General features: G+C 28.2%; 35 protein-coding genes and 1 other RNA gene. 21 read left to right on the top strand and 15 right to left on the bottom strand.

The genetic code is table 11. From position 1 onward, the window contains the following. Positions 1 to 3: 3 nt before the first annotated feature. The 3 genes from AAC008_RS08080 (at position 4) to AAC008_RS08070 (ending at position 1488) form a co-directional block, all read left to right on the top strand. Positions 4 to 651 carry a DUF937 domain-containing protein gene (locus AAC008_RS08080; protein ID WP_339888630.1) on the top strand — a complete coding sequence of 216 codons (648 nt, stop codon included), beginning with the start codon at positions 4 to 6 and terminating at the stop codon, positions 649 to 651. Between the two features lie 80 nt (positions 652 to 731). Next, positions 732 to 1160 (top strand): DUF6146 family protein, encoded by a 429-nt coding sequence (locus AAC008_RS08075; RefSeq protein WP_339888629.1) that lies wholly within the window; start codon positions 732 to 734, stop codon positions 1158 to 1160. Positions 1161 to 1164: 4 nt separating this feature from the next. Next, positions 1165 to 1488, top strand: coding sequence for a DUF6787 family protein (locus AAC008_RS08070; protein WP_339888628.1), 324 nt, complete (start codon positions 1165 to 1167; stop codon positions 1486 to 1488). 38 nt (positions 1489 to 1526) lie between these two features. Here AAC008_RS08070 and AAC008_RS08065 read toward each other — a convergent pair whose 3' ends face one another. The 3 genes from AAC008_RS08065 to msrA are packed head-to-tail and all read right to left on the bottom strand — an operon-like array spanning position 1527 to position 3118. After that, positions 1527 to 1838 (bottom strand): hypothetical protein, encoded by a 312-nt coding sequence (locus tag AAC008_RS08065; protein ID WP_339888626.1) that lies wholly within the window; start codon positions 1836 to 1838, stop codon positions 1527 to 1529. A gap of 47 nt (positions 1839 to 1885) precedes the next feature. Continuing rightward, entirely contained in the window at positions 1886 to 2557 is a 672-nt protein-coding gene (gene folE, locus AAC008_RS08060; RefSeq protein WP_339888625.1) for a GTP cyclohydrolase I FolE, read from the bottom strand. 15 nt (positions 2558 to 2572) lie between these two features. Further along, positions 2573 to 3118: a peptide-methionine (S)-S-oxide reductase MsrA gene (msrA, locus tag AAC008_RS08055; RefSeq protein ID WP_339888679.1), complete on the bottom strand. Its 546-nt coding sequence runs from the start codon at positions 3116 to 3118 to the stop codon at positions 2573 to 2575. Positions 3119 to 3502: 384 nt separating this feature from the next. Here msrA and AAC008_RS08050 point away from each other — a divergent pair, with 384 nt between their 5' ends. The 4 genes from AAC008_RS08050 (at position 3503) to AAC008_RS08035 (ending at position 6836) form a co-directional block, all read left to right on the top strand. Further along, a complete protein-coding gene (locus AAC008_RS08050; RefSeq protein WP_339888624.1) occupies positions 3503 to 3658 on the top strand; it encodes a DUF1328 domain-containing protein in 156 nt (51 codons plus the stop codon). A gap of 154 nt (positions 3659 to 3812) precedes the next feature. Then, positions 3813 to 4475: an ABC transporter ATP-binding protein gene (locus AAC008_RS08045; protein WP_339888623.1), complete on the top strand. Its 663-nt coding sequence runs from the start codon at positions 3813 to 3815 to the stop codon at positions 4473 to 4475. Beyond that, a complete protein-coding gene (locus AAC008_RS08040; protein WP_339888621.1) occupies positions 4475 to 6082 on the top strand; it encodes a hypothetical protein in 1608 nt (535 codons plus the stop codon). The genes AAC008_RS08045 and AAC008_RS08040 overlap by 1 nt, the downstream gene beginning before the upstream one ends. Beyond that, positions 6075 to 6836 carry a TIGR02757 family protein gene (locus AAC008_RS08035; protein WP_339888620.1) on the top strand — a complete coding sequence of 254 codons (762 nt, stop codon included), beginning with the start codon at positions 6075 to 6077 and terminating at the stop codon, positions 6834 to 6836. The genes AAC008_RS08040 and AAC008_RS08035 overlap by 8 nt, the downstream gene beginning before the upstream one ends. Positions 6837 to 6897: 61 nt before the next feature. Here AAC008_RS08035 and AAC008_RS08030 read toward each other — a convergent pair whose 3' ends face one another. Both AAC008_RS08030 and menD read right to left on the bottom strand, forming a co-directional pair. Continuing rightward, entirely contained in the window at positions 6898 to 7239 is a 342-nt protein-coding gene (locus tag AAC008_RS08030; protein WP_339888619.1) for a DUF2853 family protein, read from the bottom strand. 49 nt (positions 7240 to 7288) lie between these two features. Beyond that, positions 7289 to 8941: a 2-succinyl-5-enolpyruvyl-6-hydroxy-3-cyclohexene-1-carboxylic-acid synthase gene (menD, locus tag AAC008_RS08025; RefSeq protein ID WP_339888617.1), complete on the bottom strand. Its 1653-nt coding sequence runs from the start codon at positions 8939 to 8941 to the stop codon at positions 7289 to 7291. 145 nt (positions 8942 to 9086) lie between these two features. Here menD and AAC008_RS08020 point away from each other — a divergent pair, with 145 nt between their 5' ends. After that, on the top strand, positions 9087 to 9581 hold the full coding sequence (locus AAC008_RS08020; protein WP_339888616.1) for an N-acetyltransferase family protein: 495 nt from the start codon (positions 9087 to 9089) through the stop codon (positions 9579 to 9581). Position 9582: 1 nt separating this feature from the next. Here the strand turns inward: AAC008_RS08020 and AAC008_RS08015 are convergent, their stop codons facing one another. Together AAC008_RS08015 and AAC008_RS08010 are read right to left on the bottom strand one after the other, a co-directional pair. Then, entirely contained in the window at positions 9583 to 10191 is a 609-nt protein-coding gene (locus AAC008_RS08015) for a hypothetical protein (RefSeq protein ID WP_339888615.1), read from the bottom strand. 16 nt (positions 10192 to 10207) lie between these two features. Continuing rightward, positions 10208 to 10795 (bottom strand): glutathione peroxidase, encoded by a 588-nt coding sequence (locus AAC008_RS08010; RefSeq protein ID WP_339888614.1) that lies wholly within the window; start codon positions 10793 to 10795, stop codon positions 10208 to 10210. Between the two features lie 112 nt (positions 10796 to 10907). Here AAC008_RS08010 and prmA point away from each other — a divergent pair, with 112 nt between their 5' ends. Then, a complete protein-coding gene (gene prmA / locus AAC008_RS08005) occupies positions 10908 to 11741 on the top strand; it encodes a 50S ribosomal protein L11 methyltransferase (protein WP_339888613.1) in 834 nt (277 codons plus the stop codon). Between the two features lie 46 nt (positions 11742 to 11787). After that, positions 11788 to 12063 carry an ATP-dependent Clp protease adaptor ClpS gene (locus AAC008_RS08000; protein ID WP_339888612.1) on the top strand — a complete coding sequence of 92 codons (276 nt, stop codon included), beginning with the start codon at positions 11788 to 11790 and terminating at the stop codon, positions 12061 to 12063. A gap of 49 nt (positions 12064 to 12112) precedes the next feature. Here the strand turns inward: AAC008_RS08000 and AAC008_RS07995 are convergent, their stop codons facing one another. The 3 genes from AAC008_RS07995 to AAC008_RS07985 all read right to left on the bottom strand — a co-directional run bounded on the left by AAC008_RS07995 (position 12113) and on the right by AAC008_RS07985 (position 13645). Further along, positions 12113 to 12553: a lipocalin family protein gene (locus tag AAC008_RS07995; RefSeq protein WP_339888611.1), complete on the bottom strand. Its 441-nt coding sequence runs from the start codon at positions 12551 to 12553 to the stop codon at positions 12113 to 12115. Positions 12554 to 12672: 119 nt separating this feature from the next. Continuing rightward, positions 12673 to 13086: a DUF6691 family protein gene (locus tag AAC008_RS07990; RefSeq protein ID WP_339888609.1), complete on the bottom strand. Its 414-nt coding sequence runs from the start codon at positions 13084 to 13086 to the stop codon at positions 12673 to 12675. Position 13087: 1 nt separating this feature from the next. Then, positions 13088 to 13645 (bottom strand): YeeE/YedE thiosulfate transporter family protein, encoded by a 558-nt coding sequence (locus AAC008_RS07985; RefSeq protein WP_339888608.1) that lies wholly within the window; start codon positions 13643 to 13645, stop codon positions 13088 to 13090. Positions 13646 to 13732: 87 nt separating this feature from the next. On the opposite strand from AAC008_RS07985, the gene AAC008_RS07980 reads away from it, so the two are divergent. The 4 genes from AAC008_RS07980 (at position 13733) to AAC008_RS07965 (ending at position 16444) form a co-directional block, all read left to right on the top strand. Next, positions 13733 to 14215 (top strand): DUF4199 domain-containing protein, encoded by a 483-nt coding sequence (locus AAC008_RS07980; protein ID WP_339888607.1) that lies wholly within the window; start codon positions 13733 to 13735, stop codon positions 14213 to 14215. Position 14216: 1 nt separating this feature from the next. Beyond that, positions 14217 to 14681 carry a 2-dehydro-3-deoxyphosphooctonate aldolase gene (locus AAC008_RS07975; protein WP_339888605.1) on the top strand — a complete coding sequence of 155 codons (465 nt, stop codon included), beginning with the start codon at positions 14217 to 14219 and terminating at the stop codon, positions 14679 to 14681. Between the two features lie 83 nt (positions 14682 to 14764). Then, on the top strand, positions 14765 to 15583 hold the full coding sequence (gene kdsA, locus AAC008_RS07970; protein WP_339888604.1) for a 3-deoxy-8-phosphooctulonate synthase: 819 nt from the start codon (positions 14765 to 14767) through the stop codon (positions 15581 to 15583). A 15-nt stretch (positions 15584 to 15598) separates the two neighbouring features. Beyond that, complete coding sequence (locus AAC008_RS07965; protein WP_339888602.1) at positions 15599 to 16444, top strand: hypothetical protein; 846 nt, start codon at positions 15599 to 15601, stop codon at positions 16442 to 16444. A 57-nt stretch (positions 16445 to 16501) separates the two neighbouring features. Here AAC008_RS07965 and AAC008_RS07960 read toward each other — a convergent pair whose 3' ends face one another. The 4 genes from AAC008_RS07960 to AAC008_RS07945 all read right to left on the bottom strand — a co-directional run bounded on the left by AAC008_RS07960 (position 16502) and on the right by AAC008_RS07945 (position 19831). Next, the gene (locus tag AAC008_RS07960; RefSeq protein WP_339888601.1) at positions 16502 to 17959 is read right to left on the bottom strand and encodes a magnesium chelatase; all 1458 of its coding nucleotides are present in this window, start codon (positions 17957 to 17959) and stop codon (positions 16502 to 16504) included. Between the two features lie 97 nt (positions 17960 to 18056). Continuing rightward, positions 18057 to 19175, bottom strand: coding sequence for a VWA domain-containing protein (locus tag AAC008_RS07955; RefSeq protein ID WP_339888599.1), 1119 nt, complete (start codon positions 19173 to 19175; stop codon positions 18057 to 18059). A 57-nt stretch (positions 19176 to 19232) separates the two neighbouring features. Next, complete coding sequence (locus AAC008_RS07950) at positions 19233 to 19583, bottom strand: DUF1801 domain-containing protein (RefSeq protein WP_339888598.1); 351 nt, start codon at positions 19581 to 19583, stop codon at positions 19233 to 19235. Between the two features lie 2 nt (positions 19584 to 19585). After that, a complete protein-coding gene (locus tag AAC008_RS07945; RefSeq protein WP_339888596.1) occupies positions 19586 to 19831 on the bottom strand; it encodes a hypothetical protein in 246 nt (81 codons plus the stop codon). 84 nt (positions 19832 to 19915) lie between these two features. Between AAC008_RS07945 and AAC008_RS07940 the strand changes: the two genes are divergently transcribed. The 6 genes from AAC008_RS07940 to creD all read left to right on the top strand — a co-directional run bounded on the left by AAC008_RS07940 (position 19916) and on the right by creD (position 23818). Next, entirely contained in the window at positions 19916 to 20551 is a 636-nt protein-coding gene (locus AAC008_RS07940; RefSeq protein ID WP_339888595.1) for a hypothetical protein, read from the top strand. A gap of 87 nt (positions 20552 to 20638) precedes the next feature. Continuing rightward, complete coding sequence (locus AAC008_RS07935) at positions 20639 to 20935, top strand: transcriptional regulator (RefSeq protein ID WP_026716368.1); 297 nt, start codon at positions 20639 to 20641, stop codon at positions 20933 to 20935. Between the two features lie 55 nt (positions 20936 to 20990). Beyond that, positions 20991 to 21488: a hypothetical protein gene (locus tag AAC008_RS07930; protein ID WP_339888594.1), complete on the top strand. Its 498-nt coding sequence runs from the start codon at positions 20991 to 20993 to the stop codon at positions 21486 to 21488. 58 nt (positions 21489 to 21546) lie between these two features. Next, the gene (locus AAC008_RS07925; protein ID WP_339888593.1) at positions 21547 to 22101 is read left to right on the top strand and encodes a DUF1361 domain-containing protein; all 555 of its coding nucleotides are present in this window, start codon (positions 21547 to 21549) and stop codon (positions 22099 to 22101) included. A gap of 4 nt (positions 22102 to 22105) precedes the next feature. Further along, a complete protein-coding gene (locus AAC008_RS07920) occupies positions 22106 to 22408 on the top strand; it encodes a hypothetical protein (RefSeq protein ID WP_339888592.1) in 303 nt (100 codons plus the stop codon). A 57-nt stretch (positions 22409 to 22465) separates the two neighbouring features. Further along, positions 22466 to 23818, top strand: a complete 1353-nt coding sequence (gene creD, locus AAC008_RS07915) for a cell envelope integrity protein CreD (RefSeq protein WP_339888591.1) — start codon at positions 22466 to 22468, stop codon at positions 23816 to 23818. A gap of 150 nt (positions 23819 to 23968) precedes the next feature. On the opposite strand, the gene AAC008_RS07910 is transcribed toward creD, so the two are convergent. Beyond that, positions 23969 to 25171 (bottom strand): NAD(P)-dependent oxidoreductase, encoded by a 1203-nt coding sequence (locus tag AAC008_RS07910; protein WP_339888590.1) that lies wholly within the window; start codon positions 25169 to 25171, stop codon positions 23969 to 23971. Positions 25172 to 25435: 264 nt separating this feature from the next. Between AAC008_RS07910 and ssrA the strand changes: the two genes are divergently transcribed. Continuing rightward, positions 25436 to 25833: a transfer-messenger RNA gene (gene ssrA, locus AAC008_RS07905) on the top strand. The last annotated feature ends 479 nt before the right edge of the window (positions 25834 to 26312 follow it).

The raw sequence follows: 26312 nt of genomic DNA, 5'->3' as shown, positions 1-26312 counted from the left end.
TTTATGTCAGGAATTTTAGATTTATTAAATAGTGATTTAGGGAAACAACTTGTTAGTAACATTTCAGAAAAAACAGGAATTAACCCTACTCAAGCTAGTGATGTAGTTTCATCAAGTATTCCAGTTTTATTAGGACAAATGCAAAACAATGTACTTTCGGGAGAAGGTGCAAGTGGTTTGTTAAGTGCGTTAACAAGTGGCAAACATGATGGAAGTATACTAGATAATCTAGGAGGATTTTTAAATGGCGGTGATTTTTCTGACGGAGATAGAATTCTTAGCCATGTTACTGGAAACAAACAAGACACAATGGTTCAAGGTTTAAGTGCAAAAACTGGAGTAGATTCTAGTATTATATCTAAAATATTACCAATGCTTGCTCCTATCATAATGGGATATTTAGGAAAGCAAACAAAAAATAGCGGTGTATCTACAACTCCAGATTTAGGAGGCCTTTTAGGAGGATTACTTGGAGGAGGAAATAACTCTTCTAGTGGAAGTTCACTAGGAGGTTCTTTATTAACTTCTGTTTTAGATCAAAATGGTGATGGAAAACTTGATGTTAGTGATGCAATGTCTGCAATTAGTGGAAGTGGAAAGAAAAAAGGTGGATTAGGAGGTCTTCTTGGAGGTCTTTTTGGAAAAAAATAATTCATTAAAAGAAATACTATTCTTAAAGCATCGGCTATGTCGATGCTTTTTTTTATCTTTATACTTTAATTCATAATACTATGAAAACTTATATTTCAATATTTGCATTAGTATTTATTATGCTTTTTAGTTGTACTTCAAGTAAAGAGATTATTAGTAATGATAAACCACTTTTAGAAAGTGATACAATTCGTATTGCGAATGATGAAATTGAATATGAAGTATTAATTATTGATGGTGGATTTACAAGTTGGTTTAATTCAAGAGCAAAACCAAGAAATTTTTATACTCAAGATTATCTTGAAGCTAGAAATCATTTTTGGGTTTTAGAATGGAACAGAAGGGCAAATATGCCGACAGTTTATAATTCAAATCTATATGAAATACCTATAAACTATGAAACAAATATAGACTACGGTTTTGAAGTAAACTACATGATATTCAATTACTTAACTTATTTTCAATTAACAAATAAACAACAATTAGGAGGTTTTCCTGCACGATTATAAAAGAATGAACAAACTTAAACAACGCTGGAATGTGACTTCAAACTGGCAATTAATTATAATTTTTATTGTATTTGCAATAACAGGTTCAACAGCAGCCTATCTTTCAAAACCTATTACTAACTATATTGGACTTACAAAGGAATCCGTTTCTTTATGGATTTATTGGCCAATTAGAATAATTATTTTATTTCCCATTTATCAAGTAATGCTTGTATTTATTGGTGCTTTATTTGGTCAATTTAAGTTCTTTTGGGAATTTGAAAAAAAAATGCTTAATAGAATGAAACTAGGCTTTATAGCTGAATTTATAGATAAGAAAATTAAATAAGACATATAATTAAATATGCCTTATAATTTTTTATTGAATTATTCTTTTTCTTCTTTCTTAATAATATATTTATAAACCCAAGTTAAAGTAAACGTTGGAATAAAATCTATAAATGGGAAAGCTTCTTCTATAAAACTAATTACACCAGCAACTTTACCAGTTGTTCCTTTATACATTGCCATCATAATAAATCCTGAAATTGGTGCCCAGAAAATATCCGTAGCTTCAGCAAAAATTGGAACAACGTAAGACAACATACCAACTAAATCAAAGATAATCCCGAGAATTAGCTTCGTTTTTTTATCACTTTTTATTTTGGGTTGAATAATTTCAACTTGTTGATCCGACATTCATTATATATTTAAATTCAATTATAAATATACAATTAAGATGCCAATTATTTTTCTTTATTAATCAATCTATAAAAATCGTCTCTAAATTCTTTTTGATTAAAAACGCCTCCATATTGCAAAGTTGAAGTATAACTACTTTCATCTTTAATTCCTCTACTAGAAACACATAAATGAGTTGCTTCTACTATTATCATTACGTTTTCAGTATCAAGAACTGTTTTTAGTTCATTAAAAATTTGCATAATCATTCGCTCTTGAACTTGCGGTCTTCTAGCGTAATAATCAACAATTCGGTTCAATTTAGATAAACCAATAACTTTTCCTGAAGAAACATAACCCACATGAGCTTTTCCAACAATTGGCAAAAAATGATGCTCACAAGTCGAATTAAAACTAATATTAGCTTCGACTAACATTTTGTCATAGTGATACGAATTGTCAAAAACTGAAATTTTTGGCTTATTTGCCGGATTTAATCCTGAAAAAATCTCTTTAACAAACATTTTTGCAACTCTATGTGGAGTTCCTTTTAAACTATCATCAGTTAAATCTAAACCAAGTTCTTTCATAATGACTTCAAAATGCTCCTCAATTACGGTCATTTTATCTTCATCAGATTTATCAAAGGCATCTGCTCGCAATGGAGTTTCTGCTGATGTCATTTGGTGATTATCACCTACGATTTCAAATAATTCTTTTTCAATAGTAGTATTCATAGCAATTTTTCCCTTCTATTTTAATTTTGATTTGTAATACTTTCTCAATTTTTCGAGTTTAGGTGCAATCACCATTTGACAATAACCTTGTGAACTGTTTTCGTTATAATAATTTTGATGATAATCTTCGGCTACATAGAAAACAACTGCCGAAGAAACTTTTGTTACAATAGGATCATCATATAACTTTTCTTTTTCAATAAGTGTAATATATTCTTCCGCTTCTTTCTTTTGAGCTTCTGAATGATAAAAAATTTCACTTCTATATTGTGTTCCAACATCTGCTCCTTGTCTATTTAAAGTTGTTGGATTGTGTGAACTAAAGAAAATTTCTAATAAATCTTTGTATTGTACCAATTTTGGATCATAAGTAATTTCGATGGCTTCAGCATGACCAGTTGTTCCTGTTCCAATTTCTCTGTAAGATGGATTTTTAATTGTTCCACCAGTGTAACCAGAAACTACTTTTTCTACCCCTTTAATTTCTAAAAAAACGGCTTCTGTACACCAAAAACAACCACCAGCGAAAGTTGCAACTTCTTTTCCTTCTTTAATATTCATTTTAATAGGTTCTTTAAATTCTTTAATTTTACTTACTGTTTGTAACTCATTTGATTTACAAAATCCTAATGATAACAACGAAACTAACAAAAATATTTTCATGATTTATGATTTTTTGTTTAACAAATATACAAAATTATTAAACAGATTATTTATTTTAACTTTAATTTATATAATGATTTACGATAAAACTGTGATTTAGGTTTGTAAAACATAGATTTATATTGCTTTAAAACATTTCAATGGTAATAATATAAATTAAATAGAAAATGATGTAAATAATTTAATTGCAGTATGTTATAAATTTGTAAAGTAAAGAATTAGAAGATTATTATTTTGTTCGATACACAACAAAAAACTAATATTAACTAAAAACTATTTATTATGTTAAGATGGACAATTACATTTCTCGTTATAGCAATTATTGCTGGAGTTTTAGGATTCGGAGGAATTGCAGCAGGTGCAGCAGGTATAGCTAAAGTATTATTTTTTATTTTTATTGTACTATTTATATTATCGCTTATTCGTGGTAGAAAATAGTAAGTAATGAATTATAAACTTTAGAAAATTGTGTAAGTTGATTTCTTATATTGACTTACACAATTATTTTTTCCACTTATTTTTTTTCAAATTAATCGTTATCATACTTTATAAAACACAAAAAATCTTTGTTTCTTTGTACAAATAGTTAAAAATGATAGCAGTTACCCAATTACATAAATATTATGGTGATTTACAGGTTTTAAAAGGCGTAAATCTTCACATAAAATCTGGTGAAATAGTTTCAATTGTTGGTGCTTCTGGTGCCGGAAAAACAACTTTATTACAGCTTTTGGGAACTTTGGATAAACCAACTATGCAAAATGGTTCTTCACTTAGTATTGATGGAACCGATGTTTTAAAATTAAATGATAAAGAATTATCAAAATTTAGAAACCTTAATTTGGGATTTATTTTTCAATTTCATCAGTTATTGCCTGAGTTTTCTGCTTTAGAAAATGTATGTATTCCAGCATTTATTGCTAATAAAAACAAAGCTGAAACCGAAACTGAAGCTAAACGTTTATTAGAATATCTAGGTTTAAAAGACAGAATTCATCACAAACCAAGTGAACTTTCTGGTGGTGAACAGCAAAGAGTTGCTGTGGCAAGAGCTTTAATAAACAAACCAAAGATAATTTTTGCTGATGAACCTTCTGGAAACTTAGACACACAATCTGCTGAAATTTTACACCAATTATTTTTTAAATTGCGTGATGAATTTGGACAAACATTCGTAATCGTAACTCATAACGAAGAATTAGCTGATATGGCTGACAGAAAATTAGTTATGAAAGACGGAAATATTATGATTTAATGCTATTACTTTTAGTTTATTGGTTCATCTTATTTGTTTTTGCTTCTTTATCAGGAATTGCATTCCAAAATACGTTTGGGATTTCTAAAACTAACCCTGCTTTTACAGTATTGTTTGGACTTATTTTTCAAACCTTTTTTTTAAGTCTTTGTGCTTTACTTTTTAGAATAAATAGCGAAGTTTTTATACTAAACTGCATAATTCAACTACTTTTTTTCTTACAATACAAAGTAGAATTTTTAACATTTTTAAAATCATTATTCAAGTCGTTTTCTAAAAAACAATTTTATTTATTTATTGGATTAACAGTTTTAATTGCTTTAAAATCGGCACAATTACCAACCATTTTTGATAATGAAAGCTATTACATTCAAACTATAAAATGGCTCAATGAATATGGATTTGTAAAAGGTGTTGCAAACGTTCATCCATTTTTAGGGCAATTTTCATTTTGGCATGTCTTGCAAAGTGGCTTTAATTTTTCATTTATTACAAATAAGGTTAATGATATCAATGGTTTCGTATTATTGATTGGAATTTACTATTTCTTTGAAAAAAATAGTAAAAAAAGTTTCAATTGGTCGTTTTTTGGTATAGTATTTCTTGTATTTTATTATCAATTTATAGATTCACCTTCTTCAGATTTACCAATATTAATTGTTTCATCAATAATATTTTATGAGTTTATTGAAAAAACAATGGATTTTAAAACACTACTAATATTTTCATTATATATTTTCATTATAAAAGTTACATTTTTTCCAATTGTTTTTCTGGCTTTATTTTCAATCAAAAAAAATAAAAAAAATCTATTATTTCTTTTGGTTTGCTCCACTCTATTTGGATTACTATTTGTAGTTAAAAATAGTATAATTTCAGGTTATCCGTTATTTCCATTACCATATTTTGCAACAAATTATGACTGGAAAATGAGTAGTGAAGTCTTAAAACAACTCTCACAAATTGTAATTGATGGTGGTTATTCTGAACATTTGGTGGCTACTAAAAACTTATCCTATTTAGATAAATTTATTTTATGGTTTAAACTTGATGGTTTAAATGCAATTTTTAATAGAGGAATGCTTGTTTTGTTTCTTATTATTCCTTTCACTACTTTTTTTAAGCTGAATACTAATTTTAAAAAGTTATATTTTATTCTTTTAATTCACTTTATTGTTCTATTATTAGTTTCACCTCAATACAGATATTTTCTTCCAACCTTTATTTTATTTGCAACTGTTTTAGCTTACGAATTTTCAACCTATTTAAAATTTTCAATAAAGAATAGTATAGTTATTTTTTCTCTATTTTTTGTGCTAATTAGTTTATTCATTGACGTAAAAAAACCATCAAATGGAATTACTTTTAAATTAAGTCAACTATTAATTCCAGAATCAAACACTAAGTACGAAAACAATAATTTTATAAGTAAAAGCATTGGGGATTTTTACTATTTTGATCCAGTTCTTCCCAATTTATACGAAACTTCAAATGGAGAATTACCTTGTGTAAATGAAAGATTATATAAGCATTATAATTATTTTCCGCAACAAAGAACTAATGATATAAAAGATGGATTTTATGCTAAAGAATTTATAAATGAATAAATCAGAATTAAAAGATTTCTTGGATGAAAAAGTAATTCAATACAATAATTTTGATTTTATTGAAAGTGATCCAATACAAATACCTCATTCATTTTCTTTAAAAGAAGATATTGAAATTGCAGGTTTTTTAAGTGCTACAATTGCTTGGGGAAATCGTAAAATGATTATCAAAAACTCTAAAAAGTTAATGGAAATCATGGGAAATTCTCCTTATGACTTTGTGATGAATCATTCTGAAGATAATTTAGATTCGTTTGACGATTTTGTACATAGAACTTTCAATTCGCTTGACGCTAAAACTTTTATGAAAGCTTTACAGAATATCTATATTAATCATGATGGTTTAGAAGCTGTTTTTGCTAAACATCAAGAAGAAGACAGTATGCAAAAAAGTATTCATGAGTTTAAGAAAGTCTTTTTTGAAATTGAACATTTACAGAGAACACAAAAACACGTTTCAGATCCATTAAACAATAGTGCTGCAAAAAGAATCAACATGTATTTACGTTGGATGATTCGAAATGATAATAAAGTAGATTTTGGTATTTGGAAAACAATTCACCCATCAAAATTATCTTGTCCTTTAGATGTACATTCAGGAAATGTTGCTCGAAAATTAGGTTTGCTTAAAAGAAAACAAAACGATGGAAAAGCTTTAGCCGAATTAGATTTTGCTTTAAGAAAGCTTGACAAAAACGATCCTGTTAAATATGATTTTGCTTTGTTTGGATTGGGAGTTTTTGAAGGGTTTTAATCAAAAAAAATCCTAAACAAGTTAGGATTTTAATAGTTTGGTTGGTTTGGTTATTTGAATCTTATTTATAAATAGATTCTTTTTTGAAATGAACAGCAAGTAAATAATATACTACTGCTCTATATTTGCTTTTATTTGAACGACCGTATTTTTCCATTACTGCATCTATTCCTTTATCTAAATCAGCTCCATCTTTAAGACCTAATTTTTTAATTAAGAAATTGTTTTTTACAGTAGCTAATTCTTTTTCATCAGAACCTGCAACAGTAGCAGCATCAGCATTATAAATTGATGGACCACATCCAACAGTTACTTTTGTTAACAAATCCATGTTTGGAGTTACACCACATTTATCTTTTAAATCTGCAGCATATTTTACGATTAATTCGTCTCTTTTACTCATTTTTATATAGTTTTTTTAGATTAATAGAACCCAAATTTAGTTAAAAAAATTAACATTTAAAATAGTTAGTCAATATTTTATTATTAATTTTTTCGGGTGTAAAAATTTCTAAAATAGACGGATTATCATTTTGATTCATAAATGATTCCCACTGGTTTTGTAAACTAATTTCGTCTGTTGCTTTGTAATAAGTAAATTCAAACATATTGGCTAAATGAGAAGCATTCAAATTATGTGAAGTTTCAAAAAAAGTATTAAAAACTTCCGTTTCTTGATGACCTGGTAGAATTCTAAAAATTCCACCACCAGAATTATTAATTACTATAATTTTGAAGTTTTTTGGAATATAATTATTCCACAAAGCATTACTATCATAAAAGAAACTAATATCACCAGTTATAAAAACAGTTGGTTTATTTGATTTTAAAGCTGCTCCAATTGCGGTTGAAGTTGAACCATCAATTCCACTTGTGCCTCGATTACAAAAAACTTCTATGGATTTATCAATCGTTACCAATTGTAAATAGCGAATTGCTGAACTATTACTGACTTGTAATTGAATTTCTTTTGGTAAATTATGACTTATAAATTCAAACGCTTTAAAGTCAGAAAAAGGAATATCATTTACATATTTAGTATGCTTTTCTTTTCTAAGTTGGTTTATTTTTGAATAAGTTATCTTATAATCACTATTTACAGAATTTTCATGCTCTAATAATTGTGATAAAACAAGGTTTGGTTTTGTTACAAAATGTTGTGATAAACTTCCAAAAGTATCATAAGCTCTTAATTTATCAATATGCCAATGTTCTTGTGGTTTATAGTTTCTTAAAAATGCTTTTATTCGTTTTGAAACAACCATTCCACCAAAAGTGATTAGAATTTCTGGTTGAAAAGCTTCAAAATCTTCATCTGAAAAAGGAGTTATTAAAGTATCAATCGTATCAATAAAAGTTTCGTGATGTAAATTAGAAGTTTTTTCAGTCAAAACCACAACAGAATCATCATTAGCTAATGATTCAATAATCGAATTTTTAATCGAATTAGGTTTTAATTCACCAACTAAAATTAATTTCTTTTTAGCTGAATTCCATTGTTGAATAAACTTTTCATCTAAAGTAAAATTATCCCTTTCATTTTCAAAAGGAAGCAATTTTGGAGTAACTGAAAGTTCTGAAACTAAATCATACAAAGGTTCTTCAAAAGGAACGTTTATATGTGTTGGTCCTTTTCTAGAAATAGCTTCATGAATGGCAACATTAATTTTTATGTCATTATCATTTGAAGCATATTCGGACAAATTAGCATTATATAAACTGTGATTTGCAAACACATTTTCTTGACGAATAGTTTGTCCGTCACCAATATCAATTTTATCATGAGGTCTATCAGCACTAACAACAATCATTGGAATTTGACTGTAAAAAGCTTCAGCTACAGCTGGATAATAATTCAACAAAGCCGAACCAGAAGTGCAAACTAGAGCAACAGGTTGATTTAATTGTTGTGCCATTCCCATAGCAAAAAAAGCAGCACAACGTTCGTCTGCAATACTATAACACTTAAAAGTATCTTGTTGATTCGAAAAACCAATTGTTAACGGAGCATTTCTTGAACCTGGAGAAATAACAATATGATGGATTCCTTTTGCTTTAAAAATTTCTATTAAACTTTGGGCTAAAGGTATTTTTGGGTAAATCATTTTATGCTGAATTTATTTCAGTATCTTATTTTCTGAATTACAAATATACAAATTTGAGTGATTAGTAATTAGTAAAAAGTGATTAGTAATTGAGGATTTTCAAATGTAAACTTTGTAACTTTGAACTTTTCAAACAAGAAATACAATGAACACTTTTATTCGACAAGCAACCGAAAAAGATTTAGAGTCAATTTTAGAAATAGTGAATTATAATATTCTAAACACAACTTCTATTTATGACTATGAACCAAGAACTTTGGCACAACAAAAAGCAATATTTGATGATAAAAACAAAGAAGGTTTTCCTTTAATTGTTGTTGAAATTGATAATGAAATTGCTGGTTTTGGAACGTATGGAACTTTTCGTTTTAAAGAAGGTTATAAATTTACGGTAGAACATTCGGTTTATGTTTCTGTAAATCATAAAGGAAAAGGTTTGGGAAAGTTGTTATTAGCTGAATTAATTGAATTAGCCAAAAAACAAAAACTCCACACTATGATTGCAGTTATTGATGCTGAAAATCAAAGTAGTGTGGAATTTCATAAACAGTTTGGTTTTGAAACTGTTGGTGTTATTAAAGAATCTGCTTATAAATTTAATAAATGGCTTGATACTGTTTTTATGCAGTTAATTTTATAATTTAAAATTTAATTTTTCCTGTTTTTAAATATTGGATTGTATTTTCAATTGATTTTTCTGTAGCTTTTTCTACAACTAATTTATAGTTTCTTTCTGAATAATCAGATTCACCAGTTGTATAAAACTCGGCAACCTCTTTTTTAATTAATTTATCATAAATCTTTATTCTACTTCTTACAGTACTCTTTTTCTTTTGAGAGTTTCCAATGTTAGCAGAATAACTAGTATTATGAGAATCCTCAAAATAAGCGGCAATTTTTACATCTTCAATTGTAATTATATAATCAAAATCAGTAGTATCAAAAATTGTTTCAATAGCTGAATTATCTTCTAAAACTATTACACTTTTATATAATTGATTTGAAGTTAATTGACTCTCTAAACTTTTAGAAAAGTAGGTTGAATATTCTTTTTTATTTTGAAAATTCTTCTCAAACTCTTTATCAAATTCATATAACATCACATTATTTTTTGAAATTAATGCTACAGATTTTGATGCATCTGCAATAGGTTCTGATGATTTTTTTAATTCTTCTATATGTATTTTTCCACAAGAAGAAATTAAAACAACTGCTAAAACCAAACTAAAAATCTTAAAAAATCTAATCATATATAAGTATTTTAATTTATCCTTCAATCCATTTTATAACAGAGGCATCAGTTGGCAATGTTCTTGGCGAAATGACTTTTTCTAACTCACCTTTTTCATTAATCAAATATTTTTGAAAATTCCATTGTACTTCACTGTCTTCTAATCCGTTTTTACTTTTTTGTGTTAAAAATTGATACAATTTATGCATGTCACTTCCTTTTACCGAAATTTTTGACATAATAGGAAATGTGACACCATAATTTTGCTCACAAAAAGTAGCAATTTCTTTATCTGTTCCAGGTTCTTGAGAACCAAAGTTATTGGCTGGAAAACCTATAATCACAAAATTATTGGCTTTATATTTTTCATAAATAGCTTCTAAATCTTTGTACTGTGGTGTTAATCCACATTCTGAAGCTGTGTTAACCACCATGATTTTCTTTCCTTTTAAGGTCGAAAAATCAAATTCCTCTCCATTTAAGTCTGTAACTTTAAATTGATAAATATTCTCTTTTTCCATAATTTTTGTGTTGCTTGCAACTGATAAAGCTTTATTTTGAGCCTTATTTTGACAACTAAATAATAGTGCAGTTAATACAATTGCAATAAATGATTTTTTCATGAGTTTTTCTTTTTATTTCAAATATACGTATTCAAATGCTTTTTTGGTGTTAACAAATGATAAATTATTCTAAAAAACGAAAGCTTTATGTACCTTTGCGAAAATTATTTTTATGTCAAGCAATTATATAGGATATCATTTTACGGTTAGTCCAAAAGAATTAGGAAGCGAAATATTAGTAGCTGAATTAGAAGATAAAGCTTTTGAAAGTTTTATGGAAACAGAAGAAGGAGTTTCGGCTTATGTTCAAAAAGAATTATGGTCTGAGGATATATTGAATGATGTTTCAATTTTAAATAATGAAGAATTCAAAATATCATACAAAGTTGAAGAAATAGAACAAGTAAATTGGAACGAAGAATGGGAAAAAAACTTCGAAGCTATTGATGTAGATGGAAAATGCCATGTTAGAGCACCTTTTCATTCAATGACTGATGCTGAATTTGATATTGTAATTGAACCAAAAATGAGTTTTGGAACAGGTCATCATGAAACAACTCACATGATGATTCAGCATTTATTAGAAACTGATGTTACTAATATGAAAACTTTAGATATGGGTTGTGGAACAGCCATTTTAGCCATTTTAGCCGAAATGAAAGGAGCAAAACCTATTGATGCCATTGATATTGATAATTGGTGTTATTTGAATTCAATTGAAAATGCTGAACGTAATAATTGTTCTCAAATTACAGTTTATGAAGGTGATGCTGCTCTTTTAAAAGGAAAAAAATATGATTTAATTATTGCTAACATCAATAGAAATATCTTATTGAATGACATGCAACAATATGTGGATTGTTTAAATCCTAATGGAACTATTTTATTCAGTGGTTTTTATACAGAAGACATTCCTTTTATTGATGAATCTTGCACTTCTAAAGGGTTAACATATGTTAAAAAGTTTGAAAGAAACAATTGGGTATCTTTAAAATATGTAAATTAGCATTATGAAACTATAACCTATTACCCATAACCCATTACCTAAAAAAATGAGTACTAGAGAAAAAATACAAGAAGAAGTTGAAGTCCTAGAAGATTATGGACTTAATAATGAAATTGTTTTATACAATGATGATGTCAATACTTTTGATCACGTTATTGATACATTAATAAAAGTTTGTGAACATACCAACGAACAAGCAGAACAATGTGCTATTTTAGTGCATTACAAAGGAAGATGTACCGTAAAAACAGGTAGTTATGATGAACTCAAACCACAATGCTCCTCATTATTAGATGCTGGATTAAGTGCAGAAATAGAATAAAAAAATCCCTTTCAAATTGAAAGGGATTTTTATTTATACGTAATCTTAATTATTTTCTTTTATAAACAATTATTTCTATTACAGTTGAATTAGGATAAGAATATTTAACTTTTAATGTTGAATTATTTAGCTCTAAAATTTCTCCAATCTGAGTATAACCAGAAGAAATAATTGTTAAAACATTTCCTTCTTTAGTATAAGTTCCTATTTCAATTTCCTCATAACAACCCTGACCATTATTGTCATCATTAAAATAATGTTCAGCCGTAGTTCCTCCAGTTATAATTTCAATATAATCTTTATTACATCCCACATTATTAAAAGGATAATCCATGAGTTGTTCGTTACCATCAGCAGTAATTGAACCGCTTTTTGTTAACTCCCAACTTCCTTCAATTGCAGCTGAACTTGAATCATCATCTTTATTACAAGATGCTAAAACTACTGATATTACTAAAAACAACACTGTTAATTTTTTAAATTTTTTCATCTTTGATTTGTTTTAAAATTGTTAATTTTTTGACAAAAATATACTTTTTTCTTACATATCAAATAAAAATAATTAATTAAAAATAAATCTTAACTAATACGCTGATGAAGAGTTGTGAATTAATGAGGTAATTTATCTTTAAATATACCATAAATGAAGTTTCCTAATAAAGCTCCTAACAAAACTACTAGAATTGGAACAATTCCTGCTCCAAGTAAAACAAAAATAGGTCCAGGACAACAGCCAACTAATGCCCAACCTAAACCAAACATAATTCCACCAATAATATAACGAAAAGGTGCTCGTTCTTTATCTAATATTTCTATTGAATGTCCTTTATAATCTTTAATGTCTTTTTTCTTAAGAAGTCGAATTCCAATTACTCCAGTTAAAACAGCAGTAAAAATCACACCATACATATGAAAGGATTGAAAATGAAACATTTCATATATTCTATACCAAGAAATGGCTTCTGTTTTAGTTAATACAATTCCGAATATAAACCCAACTAATAAGAATCTAAATAATTTCATACTAAAATAATAAAGGAATTATAAAATAAGTAGTGATTAATCCTCCAATAAAAAAGCCAATTACGGCTATTAAGGAAGGAAGTTGTAAGTTACTCAATCCTGAAATGGCATGACCAGAAGTACATCCACCAGCATAAGGTGTTCCAAAACCAATTAATAAACCACCAATTAATAAGATTGAAAACCCTTTTGGTGTTTGCATAGCTTCCAAACTAAATAAAGCATCTGGAACAATTTTTCCATTTGGCTCATCAATATTTAATGTGTGTAATTGCTCAATCGTTTTTGTGTTTAATTGAACTATTTCCGAACTACTTAAAAATTGTGTTGCAAAATAACCTCCTAAAACTGCTCCTAGAACCATGGCCAAATTCCATTTTTGTTCTCTCCAGTCGAAATCAAAATATTGACTAGCTCTTTTTGCTCCTCCAATTGTACAAAGTGTTCTTAAGTTAGAAGACATTCCAAATGATTTACCAAAATAAACCAATGCTAACATTATCATTCCAATTAAAAACCCAGAAATTGACCAATGCCAAGTTCCATATATAAAATCCATATATTAAATTTTAAGCAAATATAATTAATGTATTCAATTTCGTAAACATTTATTACTTTTATAGCGTTATTAATTTAAAAAAATAGAATGGAAAAGTTTAAAATCGAATTAAAATGGGCAGTTATATTTTCAATATGCTTTTTAATTTGGATGTATTTTGAAAAAACAATGGGTTGGCATGATGAAAAAGTAAAATTTCAACCTATTTATACTATGCTTTTTGGAATTATTTCTATTCTAATTTATGTTTTGGCTTTACAAAATAAAAAGAAAAATTATTACAACAACAAAATTGATTGGAAACAAGGTTTTTTATCGGGAGCGATCCTTTCCTTGCTAGTCGCAATCTTTACTCCTGTTGTTTTGTACATTACATTCGAATATATTTCTCCCGATTATTTTACAAACATCATCAATTATAAAATTAAAAATTCTAAGATGACTTTAGAAGACGCTGAAAAATATTTTTCTTTATCAAATTATATGTATACAAATACTTTTTCGACCTTATCCAATGGGATTGTTATTAGCGCTATAATTTCATACTTTATAAAATCTAAAACCAATTAACATGAAAAAATTAATATTAATTTTCTCAATTATTGCTATTACTTCATCTTGTATAAGTACAAAATCAACCATTAAAAATATTGATAATGATGCGATAAGGCCTATGATTAAGAATGGAATGTTTATTTTTACAGAGTATGCTACAGATTCTAAATATGGAGTTGATGCAGATTATCCTGTAAATATTGGAATTATTAGCGATCGATCAGAAGAAAATTTTATCAATTATTTTTTTAAGGGTTTACAAGGTCCAAATGGAGAAAATGTTGAATTTAAAAAAATAGATACTTGTTGCCCTTTTCCAACCAAACACTCTAATATGGGTGCAGGTTTATTATATATGTATGAAGTAAATCTTGAAGGATCAACCAAAAAACAAACTTTCTATTTTAACATTTATGAAAAAGGAAAAATTGTTTGCCCTAAAGGATTTCAAATTAAAAAAATTGAAGAAATACCAGAATAATCCTAATGTAACATAAGTAACCTTTTAAACTTCGGATTACAAGGTTTTTCTTTTTATCTTTGCAACTTCAAAAACAACACAATATGAACATAAACAATATTCCACAAATAAAGCATACAACTAGTGGCAATTTCTTTCTTTTAGCTGGTCCATGTGCTATTGAAAGCGAAGAAATGGCTATTCGAATTGCCGAAAAACTAGTAAATATTACTGATAAATTAGAAATCCCTTTCGTATTTAAAGGATCTTTTAAGAAAGCAAATCGTTCAAGAATTGATAGTTTTTCTGGAATTGGTGACGAAAAAGCTCTAAAAATTTTACAAAAAGTTTCAAAAGAATTTGGAGTTCCAACAGTAACTGACATTCATACTAATGAAGACGCTGCTATGGCTGCTGAATATGTAGATATTTTACAAATTCCAGCTTTTTTAGTACGTCAAACAGATTTAGTTGTAGCTGCTGCAAAAACAGGAAAAACAGTTAATTTAAAAAAAGGACAATTCATGAGTCCAGAAAGTATGAAACATGCTGTTCAGAAAGTATTAGATTGCCAAAATGAAAATATTATGGTAACGGATAGAGGAACAATGTTTGGTTACCAAGACATGATTGTTGACTTTAGAGGAATTCCAACCATGCAACAATATGCAACTACTGTTTTAGATGTAACGCATTCTTTACAACAACCCAATCAAACTGCTGGTGTTACTGGTGGTCGTCCAGATATGATTGAAACAGTAGCAAAAGCTGGAATTGCAGTAGGAGTTGACGGAATATTTATTGAAACACATTTCGATCCAGCAAATGCAAAAAGTGATGGTGCAAACATGTTGCATTTAGACTATTTTGAAAACCTTATGACTAAATTAGTAGCCATCCGTAAAACCGTAAATCAATTTTAATTTTTTAATACAATAATGAAGCAATCATTTTTAATGGTTGTACTAACTTTTTGTGTTTTTTCACAGTACACCTTTTCGCAAGAAACAGTTGAAAATCCTGAAAAATACACGGCACACAACAAAGGTAAATTCTATGTTTATTGGGGTGGAAATAGAGAAACTTTTTCTAAATCAGATATTCGTTTTAAAGGAGCAGATTATGATTTCACCTTATATGATGTAGAAGCGCATGATAAACCAAAAGGTTGGCATGTAGATTATATCAATCCTGGTAGAATGACTATTCCTCAAACTAATTTTAGAATGGGATATTTCATTAATGATCATTATAATATTTCGCTTGGTGTTGATCATATGAAATATGTAATGTATCAAAATAAAAGAGTTGATTATTCAGGAAATTATCCAAATCCTGGAACATATAACGAAAATCCGACCGGAAATCAATTGACTTTAGACGAACAATTTTTAACTTTTGAACATACTGATGGTTTAAATTACATTAATACTGAAATAGCTCGTGTAGACGATATTTCAAAATTATTTAAACTTCCAAATACGGATAAATTTCAAGTAAATACTGTTGGTGCAGTTGGTGTTGGATTATTATTTCCTAAAACAAATGCAAAAGTACTTTCAAAAGACAGACACGATGATTTTCATGTTTCTGGGTTTGGAGCTTCAGCAAAAGTGGGATTAAACTTCACATTCTTCAAACACTTTTTCGTTCAAACCGAATTAAAAGGAGGTTACATCAATATGAATGATATTAGAACAACGGCTTTAAGTGCTGATACTGCAGAACAAAATTTTTGGTTCTTACAAAGAATCATTGTAGTTGGTGGAATTTTCAGAATTTAAGACCATAACAACATAAAAAAAGTCGCTTTATTAATTTAAAGCGACTTTTTTTTTATCTTATAACTTACTGATAAAGTTACTATATAAATCTTTGTATTCGTAACCCGAATTAACTCTATTTTTTGTCAGTTTTTTATATTCAACTAAAGCCCAAAGAATAAATTCTTTCATAAAATAAACATCTTCTTTAGCAATTTCAGGTTGATATTTTTTAACTAAAACATCTAAAGGTTTTACTTCGTCTAATATTTTTTGATATTCAGCATTACTTTCATCATCTAATAATTCAAAACCACTTTCGTTAAAAAACCATTCTAATAAATCCGTGTAAGCATTTTTATCATTTTCCTTTTCTAACTTTTCAATGTTTGGAAAATACGCTGGAAATAACGTGTGAATTGCATCACCAATTAAATATTGAGCCACAGTTGCAGCACCTTCTTGTTCACCTTCATAAACCAATTCTACTTTTCCAGTAATGGCTGGAATAATTCCAATAAAATCTGACAACCTTACTGATGTTTTATCTTCTCCAGCTAATAAAGCTCTTCGTTCTGCTGTTGAAATTAAATTTTCATAAGCCGTGATACTCATACGAGCAGAAACACCACTTTTTGAATCAATATATTCGCTATCTCTAGCTTCAAAACCAATTTGTTCTAATAAATCTTTGGCTAAACTTGGCACATAAACAGTTTCAGATTGATCTTCATCTAATTTTGATTCTTGCGTTGTAATCGTTCTTGCAATGGCAATATTTTCTGGATAATGAGTAAGGATTTGAGAACCTATTCTATCTTTCAAAGGAGTTACAATGCTTCCACGGTTGGTATAATCTTCTGGATTGGCTGTAAAAATAAATTGTAAATCTAAAGGCATTCTTAATTTAAAACCACGAATTTGAATATCACCTTCTTGCAAAATATTAAACAAAGCTACTTGAATACGGGCTTGTAAATCAGGTAATTCGTTAATCACAAAAATACAACGATTCGCTCTTGGAATCATTCCAAAATGAATTACTCTTTCGTCAGCATAATTCAGTTTTAGATTCGCAGCTTTTATTGGATCAACATCACCAATTAAATCAGCAACCGTTACATCTGGAGTTGCTAATTTTTCAAAGAAACGTTCGCTTCTATGCAACCATGTAATTGGTGTTTTATCTCCTTTTTCTTCGATTAAATCTTTGGCAAATCTTGAAATTGGATTTAAAGGATCATCATTAATTTCTGAACCTTCCACAACTGGAATGTATTCATCCAAAAGTTCAATCATCTTTCTAGCCAAACGAGTTTTAGCTTGACCACGAAGACCTAATAAATTGATATTATGTCTAGACAAAATAGCTCTTTCTAATTCAGGAATAACTGTATTTTCAAAACCATGAACTCCTTCAAAAGTAGTTTCACCTGCTTTTATTTTGTTGCGTAAATTGGTTCTTAATTCGTCTTTTATATTTTGAGATTTGTATCCTGATTTTTTTAATTCTCCTAATGTTTTTATGTCTTTCATATATAATTTTATAATGTGAGCGTATTTTTTTTTTTTTTTTTTTGGAACACAGATTTGAGAAATTTTAAAAATCTATGTAATTTTTAAATTGTGAAAATTATCGAATTTTTTTCTTTCTATTGGTTTCGTAATCTTGAAAAATCATTTCTCCTAAACCTTTTAATCCTGTATAAAATGCTTTTCCTTGATTGGCTTCTGTAAAATGATTCACAAATTGCTGCAAATAAGGATCTTTTGCAATCATGAACGTTGTTATTGGAATATGTAATTTTCGTGCTTGTGCTGCTTGATTATAGCATTTATCTACTATATATTGGTCTAATCCGTTACTGTTCATGTAATATTCACCGTTTTTCTCGCGAACGCAACTTGGTTTTCCATCAGTAATCATGAAAATTTGTTTGTTGGTGTTTCTTTTTCGTCTTAAAATATCCATAGCCAATTGCAAACCAGCTACTGTATTGGTATGATATGGTCCAACTTGCAAATAAGGTAAATCCTTGATTTGAATCGTCCAAGCATCATTTCCAAACACTAAAATATCTAAAGTGTCTTTTGGATAACGCGTTGTGATTAATTCGGCTAAAGCCATAGCAACTTTTTTGGCTGGAGTAATTCTGTCTTCACCATAAAGAATCATACTGTGTGAAATATCAATCATCAAAACCGTGCTCATTTGCGATTTATGATGACTTTCTTCAACTACCAAATCTCTTTCAGTTAACATAAACTCACCTACTCCATTATTGACTTGAGCGTTTTTAAGACTTTCGGTTAATGAAATTTGTTCGACAGAATCACCAAAACGGAATTCACGAAAATCACCTGTTTGTTCATCCCCTTTTCCAGATTGTTTAGATTTATGATTTCCTGAAGACGATTTTTTAAGATTCCCAAAAATTTGATCTAAAGCTGCTTTTCGAATAGCTTGTTCTGTTTTTGAAGTAATTCCTATTCCACCAGTTCCATCGGGTTTTATTTCTTCTCTGATGTATCCTTTTTTCTTTAAATCTTCAATAAAATCATCAATAGTGTACTCTGGAGTTGTTAATTTATATTCAACATCTAATTGACGTAACCAATCTATGGCTTCATCAAAATCTCCAGAAGTATGGGTAATTAATTCTTTAAAAATTCCAAACAACTTATCAAAAGGTGATTCGTAAGGTGCTTCGTAATTCTTAAAATAGAATCCTGATTTATTCACTTTATTCATAGGCATAAAATTAAGGATAAATGCCTAAAATAAATTATAACGAGTATTAATGTTTAGTTAAAGGTATAAAGATTTGGCTTCCAATAAAACTTCTTTTAAAACCTTATTGTCAATACTTTTTAAATCAGTATAGCGTAATGAAGCAACCAATTTTCTGTCTTTATCAATCATTTTATCCTTATGATTTTTTAAAAGATGCCCTTTCATAAAACATAAATCAATGGCATTTTCTTTTTTTAGTACGTTTAGATAACAAAATGGTTTTTTCTTGTAATAATAAAAAGGCAAACCCCATTTAAAGAGTAATTCAACTTCAGGTACAATTTGTTCAACAACAGCACACAAATGCATCATAATCATCAGAAAATGTTCAGGTTGCTTCAAGATGTATTCTTCTGCTGGTTTCATTTTTATTGCTTTACTTCTACTTGATTTGATTTTTTTCGAATAAGTTTATTGCTGTATTTAAATAACAAATAAGTTAAAAATGAAGCTAATAAAATTACTATCACTTGGCCTAATCTGTAACCTATTCTTTCATTCGTTTCAACTACATCACTAGGCAAATCTTCAAATAATAAATTGAAACTAAATAAAATTATAACTAAAATAAAATATAAACTAATACCTTTTAAAACATATCCTAAAATCTTCATTTTTCTTTTTTTTCAAAAATAGTCAAAAAAAATAGTTCTACATTCAAAAATATTTATTTACTTTGCAATTCAAAGTACTTTATAATGGAAAACGAAAAATATCTTCAAGACATTACAGAAATAAAAAACATGATGAATAAATCGTCTCGTTTTTTATCATTGAGTGGTTTATCTGGAATTTTAGCTGGATTTTATGCTTTAATTGGAGCTTTTTTAGCCAATAACATTATTAAGTACACTTACGATTCGAGATACATAATTGTTAGAGGTCAATCAGATCCAATTACAATTGAAAGTGCTATAAAACAACTCTTTACAATTGCTGCTGCTGTAGTAATTCTATCAATCATAACAGGAGTAATATTAAGTGCTACAAAAGCTAAGAAATTAGGAGAAAATCTTTGGGATGTTTCTTCTAAACGATTGGTTGTTCAGTTTTCAATTCCGTTAATCAGTGGTGGATTATTTGCTTTGGCATTACTTTTTCAAGGATATTATGGCTTAATTGCACCAGTTACATTACTTTTTTATGGATTAGCTTGTGTCAATGCAAGTAAATATACATTAGGTGATGTGAAATATTTAGGACTAACAATGATTCTATTAGGATTAATTTCAACGTTTTTTATTGGATATGGATTGTTTTTCTGGGCATTAGGTTTTGGATTTTGTCATATTGGTTATGGTTATGTCATGTATCGAAAATATGATAGGAAATAAGGATTGAAGATTGTTGATTAACGATTTTTGATTGCAGAAATTGTAAGACTTTTAAAATTGATTTTTGAACTTGAACTTGAACTTGACATGAAAAACATCATACAAAACATAAACAAAGCATTTGATCACAGGATTCGTCTTGGGATTATGTCTGTATTGATGGTAAATGAAAGTGCTGATTTCTCAACATTAAAGGAATTATTAGGTGTGACAGATGGCAATTTAGCCAGTCACGCAAAAGCTTTGGAAAATGAAGAATATATTACGGTAGAAAAACAATTTATTGGTAAAAAACCAAACACAAGTTATATTGCGACAAGAGAAGGAAGAATTGCCTTTAAAAATCATATTGAAGCCCTTGAAAAATTAATCTCAAAATCATAAAACCTTTTTTTTATCCATTTACTTTGAAATTCAAAGTACTTTTAATTATTGAATTATGAAAGAAATCATCATCGAAAAATTGTACAAAATCGTAAAAGTTCCTTATGAATTTTTATTCAAAAATACTTCTCCTTGGGAAGTTAGTATTACAGATTTTATTAATCTTCCTGAAGAAAGTTTGGGATTTCACTTAGGTTGTTTTTTACTGAAATATAATTTGGAACCTCAGCCAAAACTAGAAGAACACGACATCTATCATGTGTTAACTGATACTGGAGTTTTAGTTACGGACGAAATTAACATGCAGTTTTATTTATTAGGAAATGGCAAAAAATCACCTTTTGTATTTATGGTTATTGCAACTGGACTACTCTTCTACCCTTTTAGAATCAAAACTTATATCGAATCTTATAAAAAAGGCAAAAAAGCGCATCAATTCTATCATTTGGACTTTTTAAAGATGTTGCCAATTCCATTAAAAACTATAAAATCAACTTTTAACATTAATTATGCAAACTATTTTTCAATTGTATCAGACGAACAAAAGGCTTAATAATTTATTATTCGCTTTTGGATTTTTTTGTCTTTGCTTATCCTTAATTCGAGTCAAAATGACAACTTCGATTTATTTGATGTTTCTAATTTGGAATTTATTTTTAGCTGTAATTCCGTTTCTTTTGACAAGTTATTTAAAAACTAGAAATCTATTTGAAAACAAATTCAAAAACGGAATAATCGTTATTATTTGGTTGTTGTTCTTACCCAATTCATTTTACATCATAACCGATTTTGTGCATTTATCTTTATCGAATTCTTATACTTTTTGGTATGATTTATTATTGATTAGTTCTTATTCAACACTAGGATTTTTATTAGGAATCATATCCTTACAAGATTTTGAAAAATCACTTTCATCAAAGTTCAGTTCCTTGATAACATCAATTTTACTTTTTAGTATTTCGATTTTATCAGGTTTCGGAATTTATTTAGGAAGAATTCTTCGGTATAACAGCTGGGATATTTTAAAAAATCCGATTGACTTATTTACTGATTTATTAAACATTTTCTTCACTACAAAGTCATTAGGTTTTTCAATCTTATTTGGTTGTTTCATCTATTTCATTTTTCGAGTTTCTAAACATTTTACAATAACTATTAATCAATAACATCATGGAAGAAATATTAAAAAACCCGTTTTATCAAAAAAATTATATTCCTATTTTATCCTTTACAATTGGAACAATCCTATTGTCATTATATGCAATAACTAAAATTGATATGTTACCAATTATTGGAATTTTCTATGTCTATTTAGCACTATTCATTAATTTTTGTTATCTAATTGCTATTATAACTCTACACTTCATTGAAAAGCGAAATAATCAAGAAACATTAATAAGAATAGGAATTGCCTTATGTAATATTCCAATTACACTTTTTTATATGTATTTAGTTTTTAACGTAATACATTAACCACAAAACCATATAAACTTTTAAACAAATAAACTTTTAACCATTAAAAAAAACATCATGGAAAATCAAACACAGTTACCTCAACAAAAGCCTTCGTTCTTTCAATCCAACACAGCCAAAATGATTATGGTTGGATTACTTTGCCTCTTCTTATTAATTCCCCTAGAACTAGTAAAAGGGTTAATTTCTGAACGTTCACAACGTAAAAAAGAAATGACACAAGAAGTCAATACACTTTGGGGTTCAGATATTAAATTTTATGGACCAGTTTTAAGCATTCCATATTATGATTACGAATCTTATAATGTAGAAGATGTGAATCATAATGTTACTATTCAGACAAAAAAAGTAATAAAACAGGCCTATTTTTTTCCTGAAATCTTGAATAATTATTCAAATATCAAAAAGAGCAAACCTTTAAAAAGAGGTTTATATGAAAATGTAGTTTTTACTTCTATAATGGATTTTGATGGAAATTTTGAAAAACCCAATTTTGAAAAATTAGATATAAATCCAGAATCTGTTATTTGGGATAAAGCAAGTATTATTGTCAATACTTCAAATTTAAAAAGCATCAAAAGTGATTTGAATATTGCTTTAAACAATCAACCGTTTGCCTTTGAATCTAAAGCAAATAATGATTCCAATTTCGGCACTTTAGAATCTAACTTATTTGATTATAAAGCGCTTCAAAAAGAAGATAAAATCACTTTTAAATTCCAAATGAAATTCAACGGAAGTAATAGTGTTCAGTTTATTCCTGTTGGAAAAACAACCAATATAAAAGTTGACTCAGATTGGAATTCTCCAAGTTTAATGGGAACTTTTGCAGCCAATGAAGAGAACAAGAAAATTGACAGTACAGGTTTTCATGCAGAATGGAAAATATTAGACATAAATCGTTCGTTTTCACAACAACATACAGAAAAAATGCCCAACTTAAATGAGTATTTATTTGGTGTAAAATTATTAGAAACGGTTGATCAATACCAACAAAATGAAAGAGCTTCAAAATATGGTTTCCTAGTAATTGGATTAACGTTTTTAGTGTTCTTCTTGATTCAATCGATAAGTAAAATCAACATTCATATTTTTCAATATACCATGATTGGTTTGGCTTTAGTTATGTTTTATACCTTATTGATTTCGATTACGGAACATTCTACTTTTTCAATAGCTTATATAATTGCTGCAATTGGAGTTATTGTAATGATAGTACTTTACTCTATTTCGATATTAAAAGACAAAAAGTTTCCATTGTTTATTGGAATTTCATTAACGGCATTATATACTTTCATTTTTGTAATAATTCAATTAGAAGATTATGCTTTATTAGTGGGAAGTATTGGATTATTTGCCATTTTAGGAGCAGTGATGTATTTCTCTAAAAAGATTGACTGGAATAGTTAATTAGATTTTCGGATTTTCAGATATTGGATTTTCAGATAAAAAAAACCACAGATTCATATTTTGAATTTGTGGTTTTTGATTTTATTATTTTGAACCCTTAAGAAATTTAGATTCATTAAGCATTATTACTGCCAAATAAAAAACTGAACACTATTTCCCGTCAACGTAATCTTGTAAATAAGCAAAACGTTCCGTTAATTTTCCGTTTTCTGTTACTTTAGCTCTTGCTAAAACGCCATCTTTATCATTATTAAAAAATGCTGGAATTACTCTTTCTAAAAACACTTCCCCAAAACCTTCACTGGCATCTTTTGGTAATTCACATGGTAAATTATCGACAGCCATAACTACAACCGCTGATGGATGTGTAAATGGAACTTCTTTATCTTCACTTGCTAAATATCCATATAAAGGTTCTGCGATAGTACTTGGACGAATTGTACAAGCTACTGGTCCATCAATATCACATGAAATATCTGCCACAACTTTAAGTTTGCATTTTGTAGATTTCAACATCTCTTTGCTTAAGATAATTGGTGCACCGTTTCCATAAAAATGTCCTGCCATGAAAATATCTGACACATTGGCAAACTTTTCAAAATCAGATTCGTATTCTGAAGGATTATTATAGAAATCATGTTTTTCTAAAACTTGTCCATCTTTTCTTTTGTTATAATCTAATACATCAATAAAAGTATAAACAGGAATATCGTATCTTTTATTCAAATAATCTTCTACAGAAACTTCTTTCATTTTCATAGCATCCAACATTTCTTTGGCACCATGAGCAACTTTTCCGCTTCCTGTTAAAACTATTTTAATATTGGGTAACTGATTTCTTTTTAAACGTTCAATTAAAGTTTTTTGGTCTGGTAATGTTTCAGCTTTCGCTAAATTGAACAATTCGTATTTCATTCCGAAAGCTCTAATTCCGTTGTAAGCACCAACTATTCCCGCATAACGACCAAAACCAATTAAACGGTGATTATCTTCAGTAACTATTGTTTCGTGGTCATATAATTCAATGTTTTTCTCTAAAATAGCTAAAAGCAAACTACGATTATAGGGTTGTTTTTTTATAGTATGTGAAAAGAAAAAATATTTTTTATTAGAAATTAATGCATCTAAAGGAACTTCTTTAACTCCTATTAAAACATCACAGTCAGTCATGTCGGTTACAACATCAAAACCTTTTTCTTTGTATTGTTCATCAGTAAATATTCGAACATCAGAAGATTCAACTTTAATTTCAGCTTGAGGAAATTCATTTTTAAAAGCTTCTAATCTGAATGGCGAAAAAACCACTCTTCTATCTGGTGGGTTTTTACGTTCTTTTATAATTCCGAATTTCATTTTATACAGGATTTTGTTCAACAACTTTCGAGGTAAACATATTATTAATTTTAACTCTACAAATATAGGTTTAGAATAACTATTAACAAAAGATTTTTTAATTGATAAAATAGTAGTAATTTTGGCACACTTTTAGAAGTTAGAAGTTAGAAGTTAGAAGTTAGAAGTTAGAAGTTAGAAGTTAGAAGTTAGAAGTTTTATGATTTATGATTTATGATTTATAGTTTTCTGAATTCAAAATTCTAATTTCTAAATTAAAAAAAAGGGGTCGACTGGTTTTGACAGCGAGTGGAATTAACTAGTAAGCACGTCGAGCATTGTATGTTTTGCTCGTAAATCCAAACGTATAACACTTTACACGGCGAAAATAATTACGCTTTGGCTGCATAATCTGAATTATAGTAAGATAATGCCTCGCTCCTATTAGATAGGAAAGCCGGATTCTCCTTAAAAGCCTTGGTTTATGGCGTTTAACTCAGGAGAACCGTAAAAGTAAACCTAGAGACGGTGATACTTTAAATCCGTTTTGAATTAGTAAAGTTAAGCAAAGAGTGGTTGTTTCTAACCTAGCTTTTTGTCGAAAATCTAATTAGAAACTAAGCGCGTAGAAAGCTTTTTGATTGCTTGTTTGGACGAGAGTTCGATTCTCTCCGACTCCACTTTTAAAATCGTAATTACTTAAAAAACAAGTGATTACGATTTTTTTTATACGTTAATTTCCCAACACCAGGCATCTACCTTATTTAAAAGGCCTATTAATTTAAAAGAGTAGTAAAACTTGCTATTATGTACCTAGTATATATGGGATATGTATGGAGCAAAAGTCTAAAAATAATCATACTGGCTATTGTAAAAGGTTAAAAATGATTTGTCTTTTGAGATGGAGTTGTTTTATTACATTTAAATACATTTTGTTTATAAATAGTAACCAAAATATGATTTTCCTCATTTTTCTTTAGATTGCTTTTTTGTATTATTGCATTAAATATTTTTATAAGGCAAAACTTTAGCTTTAGAGTTTTATTTGCTTTAAAAGTAAATTAATGAGTGGTTTAACAAACACAACTTTTATTACAAAAAAAGTAACGTGCATTTAAGAAAGAAAACATTTTTTCTACTACACAAATCAAGAATAAAAACA

The organism is uncultured Flavobacterium sp. (assembly GCF_963975515.1).
Taxonomy (GTDB): domain Bacteria; phylum Bacteroidota; class Bacteroidia; order Flavobacteriales; family Flavobacteriaceae; genus Flavobacterium.
Note: the sequence above shows the minus strand (reverse complement) of the source record. Positions and strands in the feature narration are given on the sequence as shown.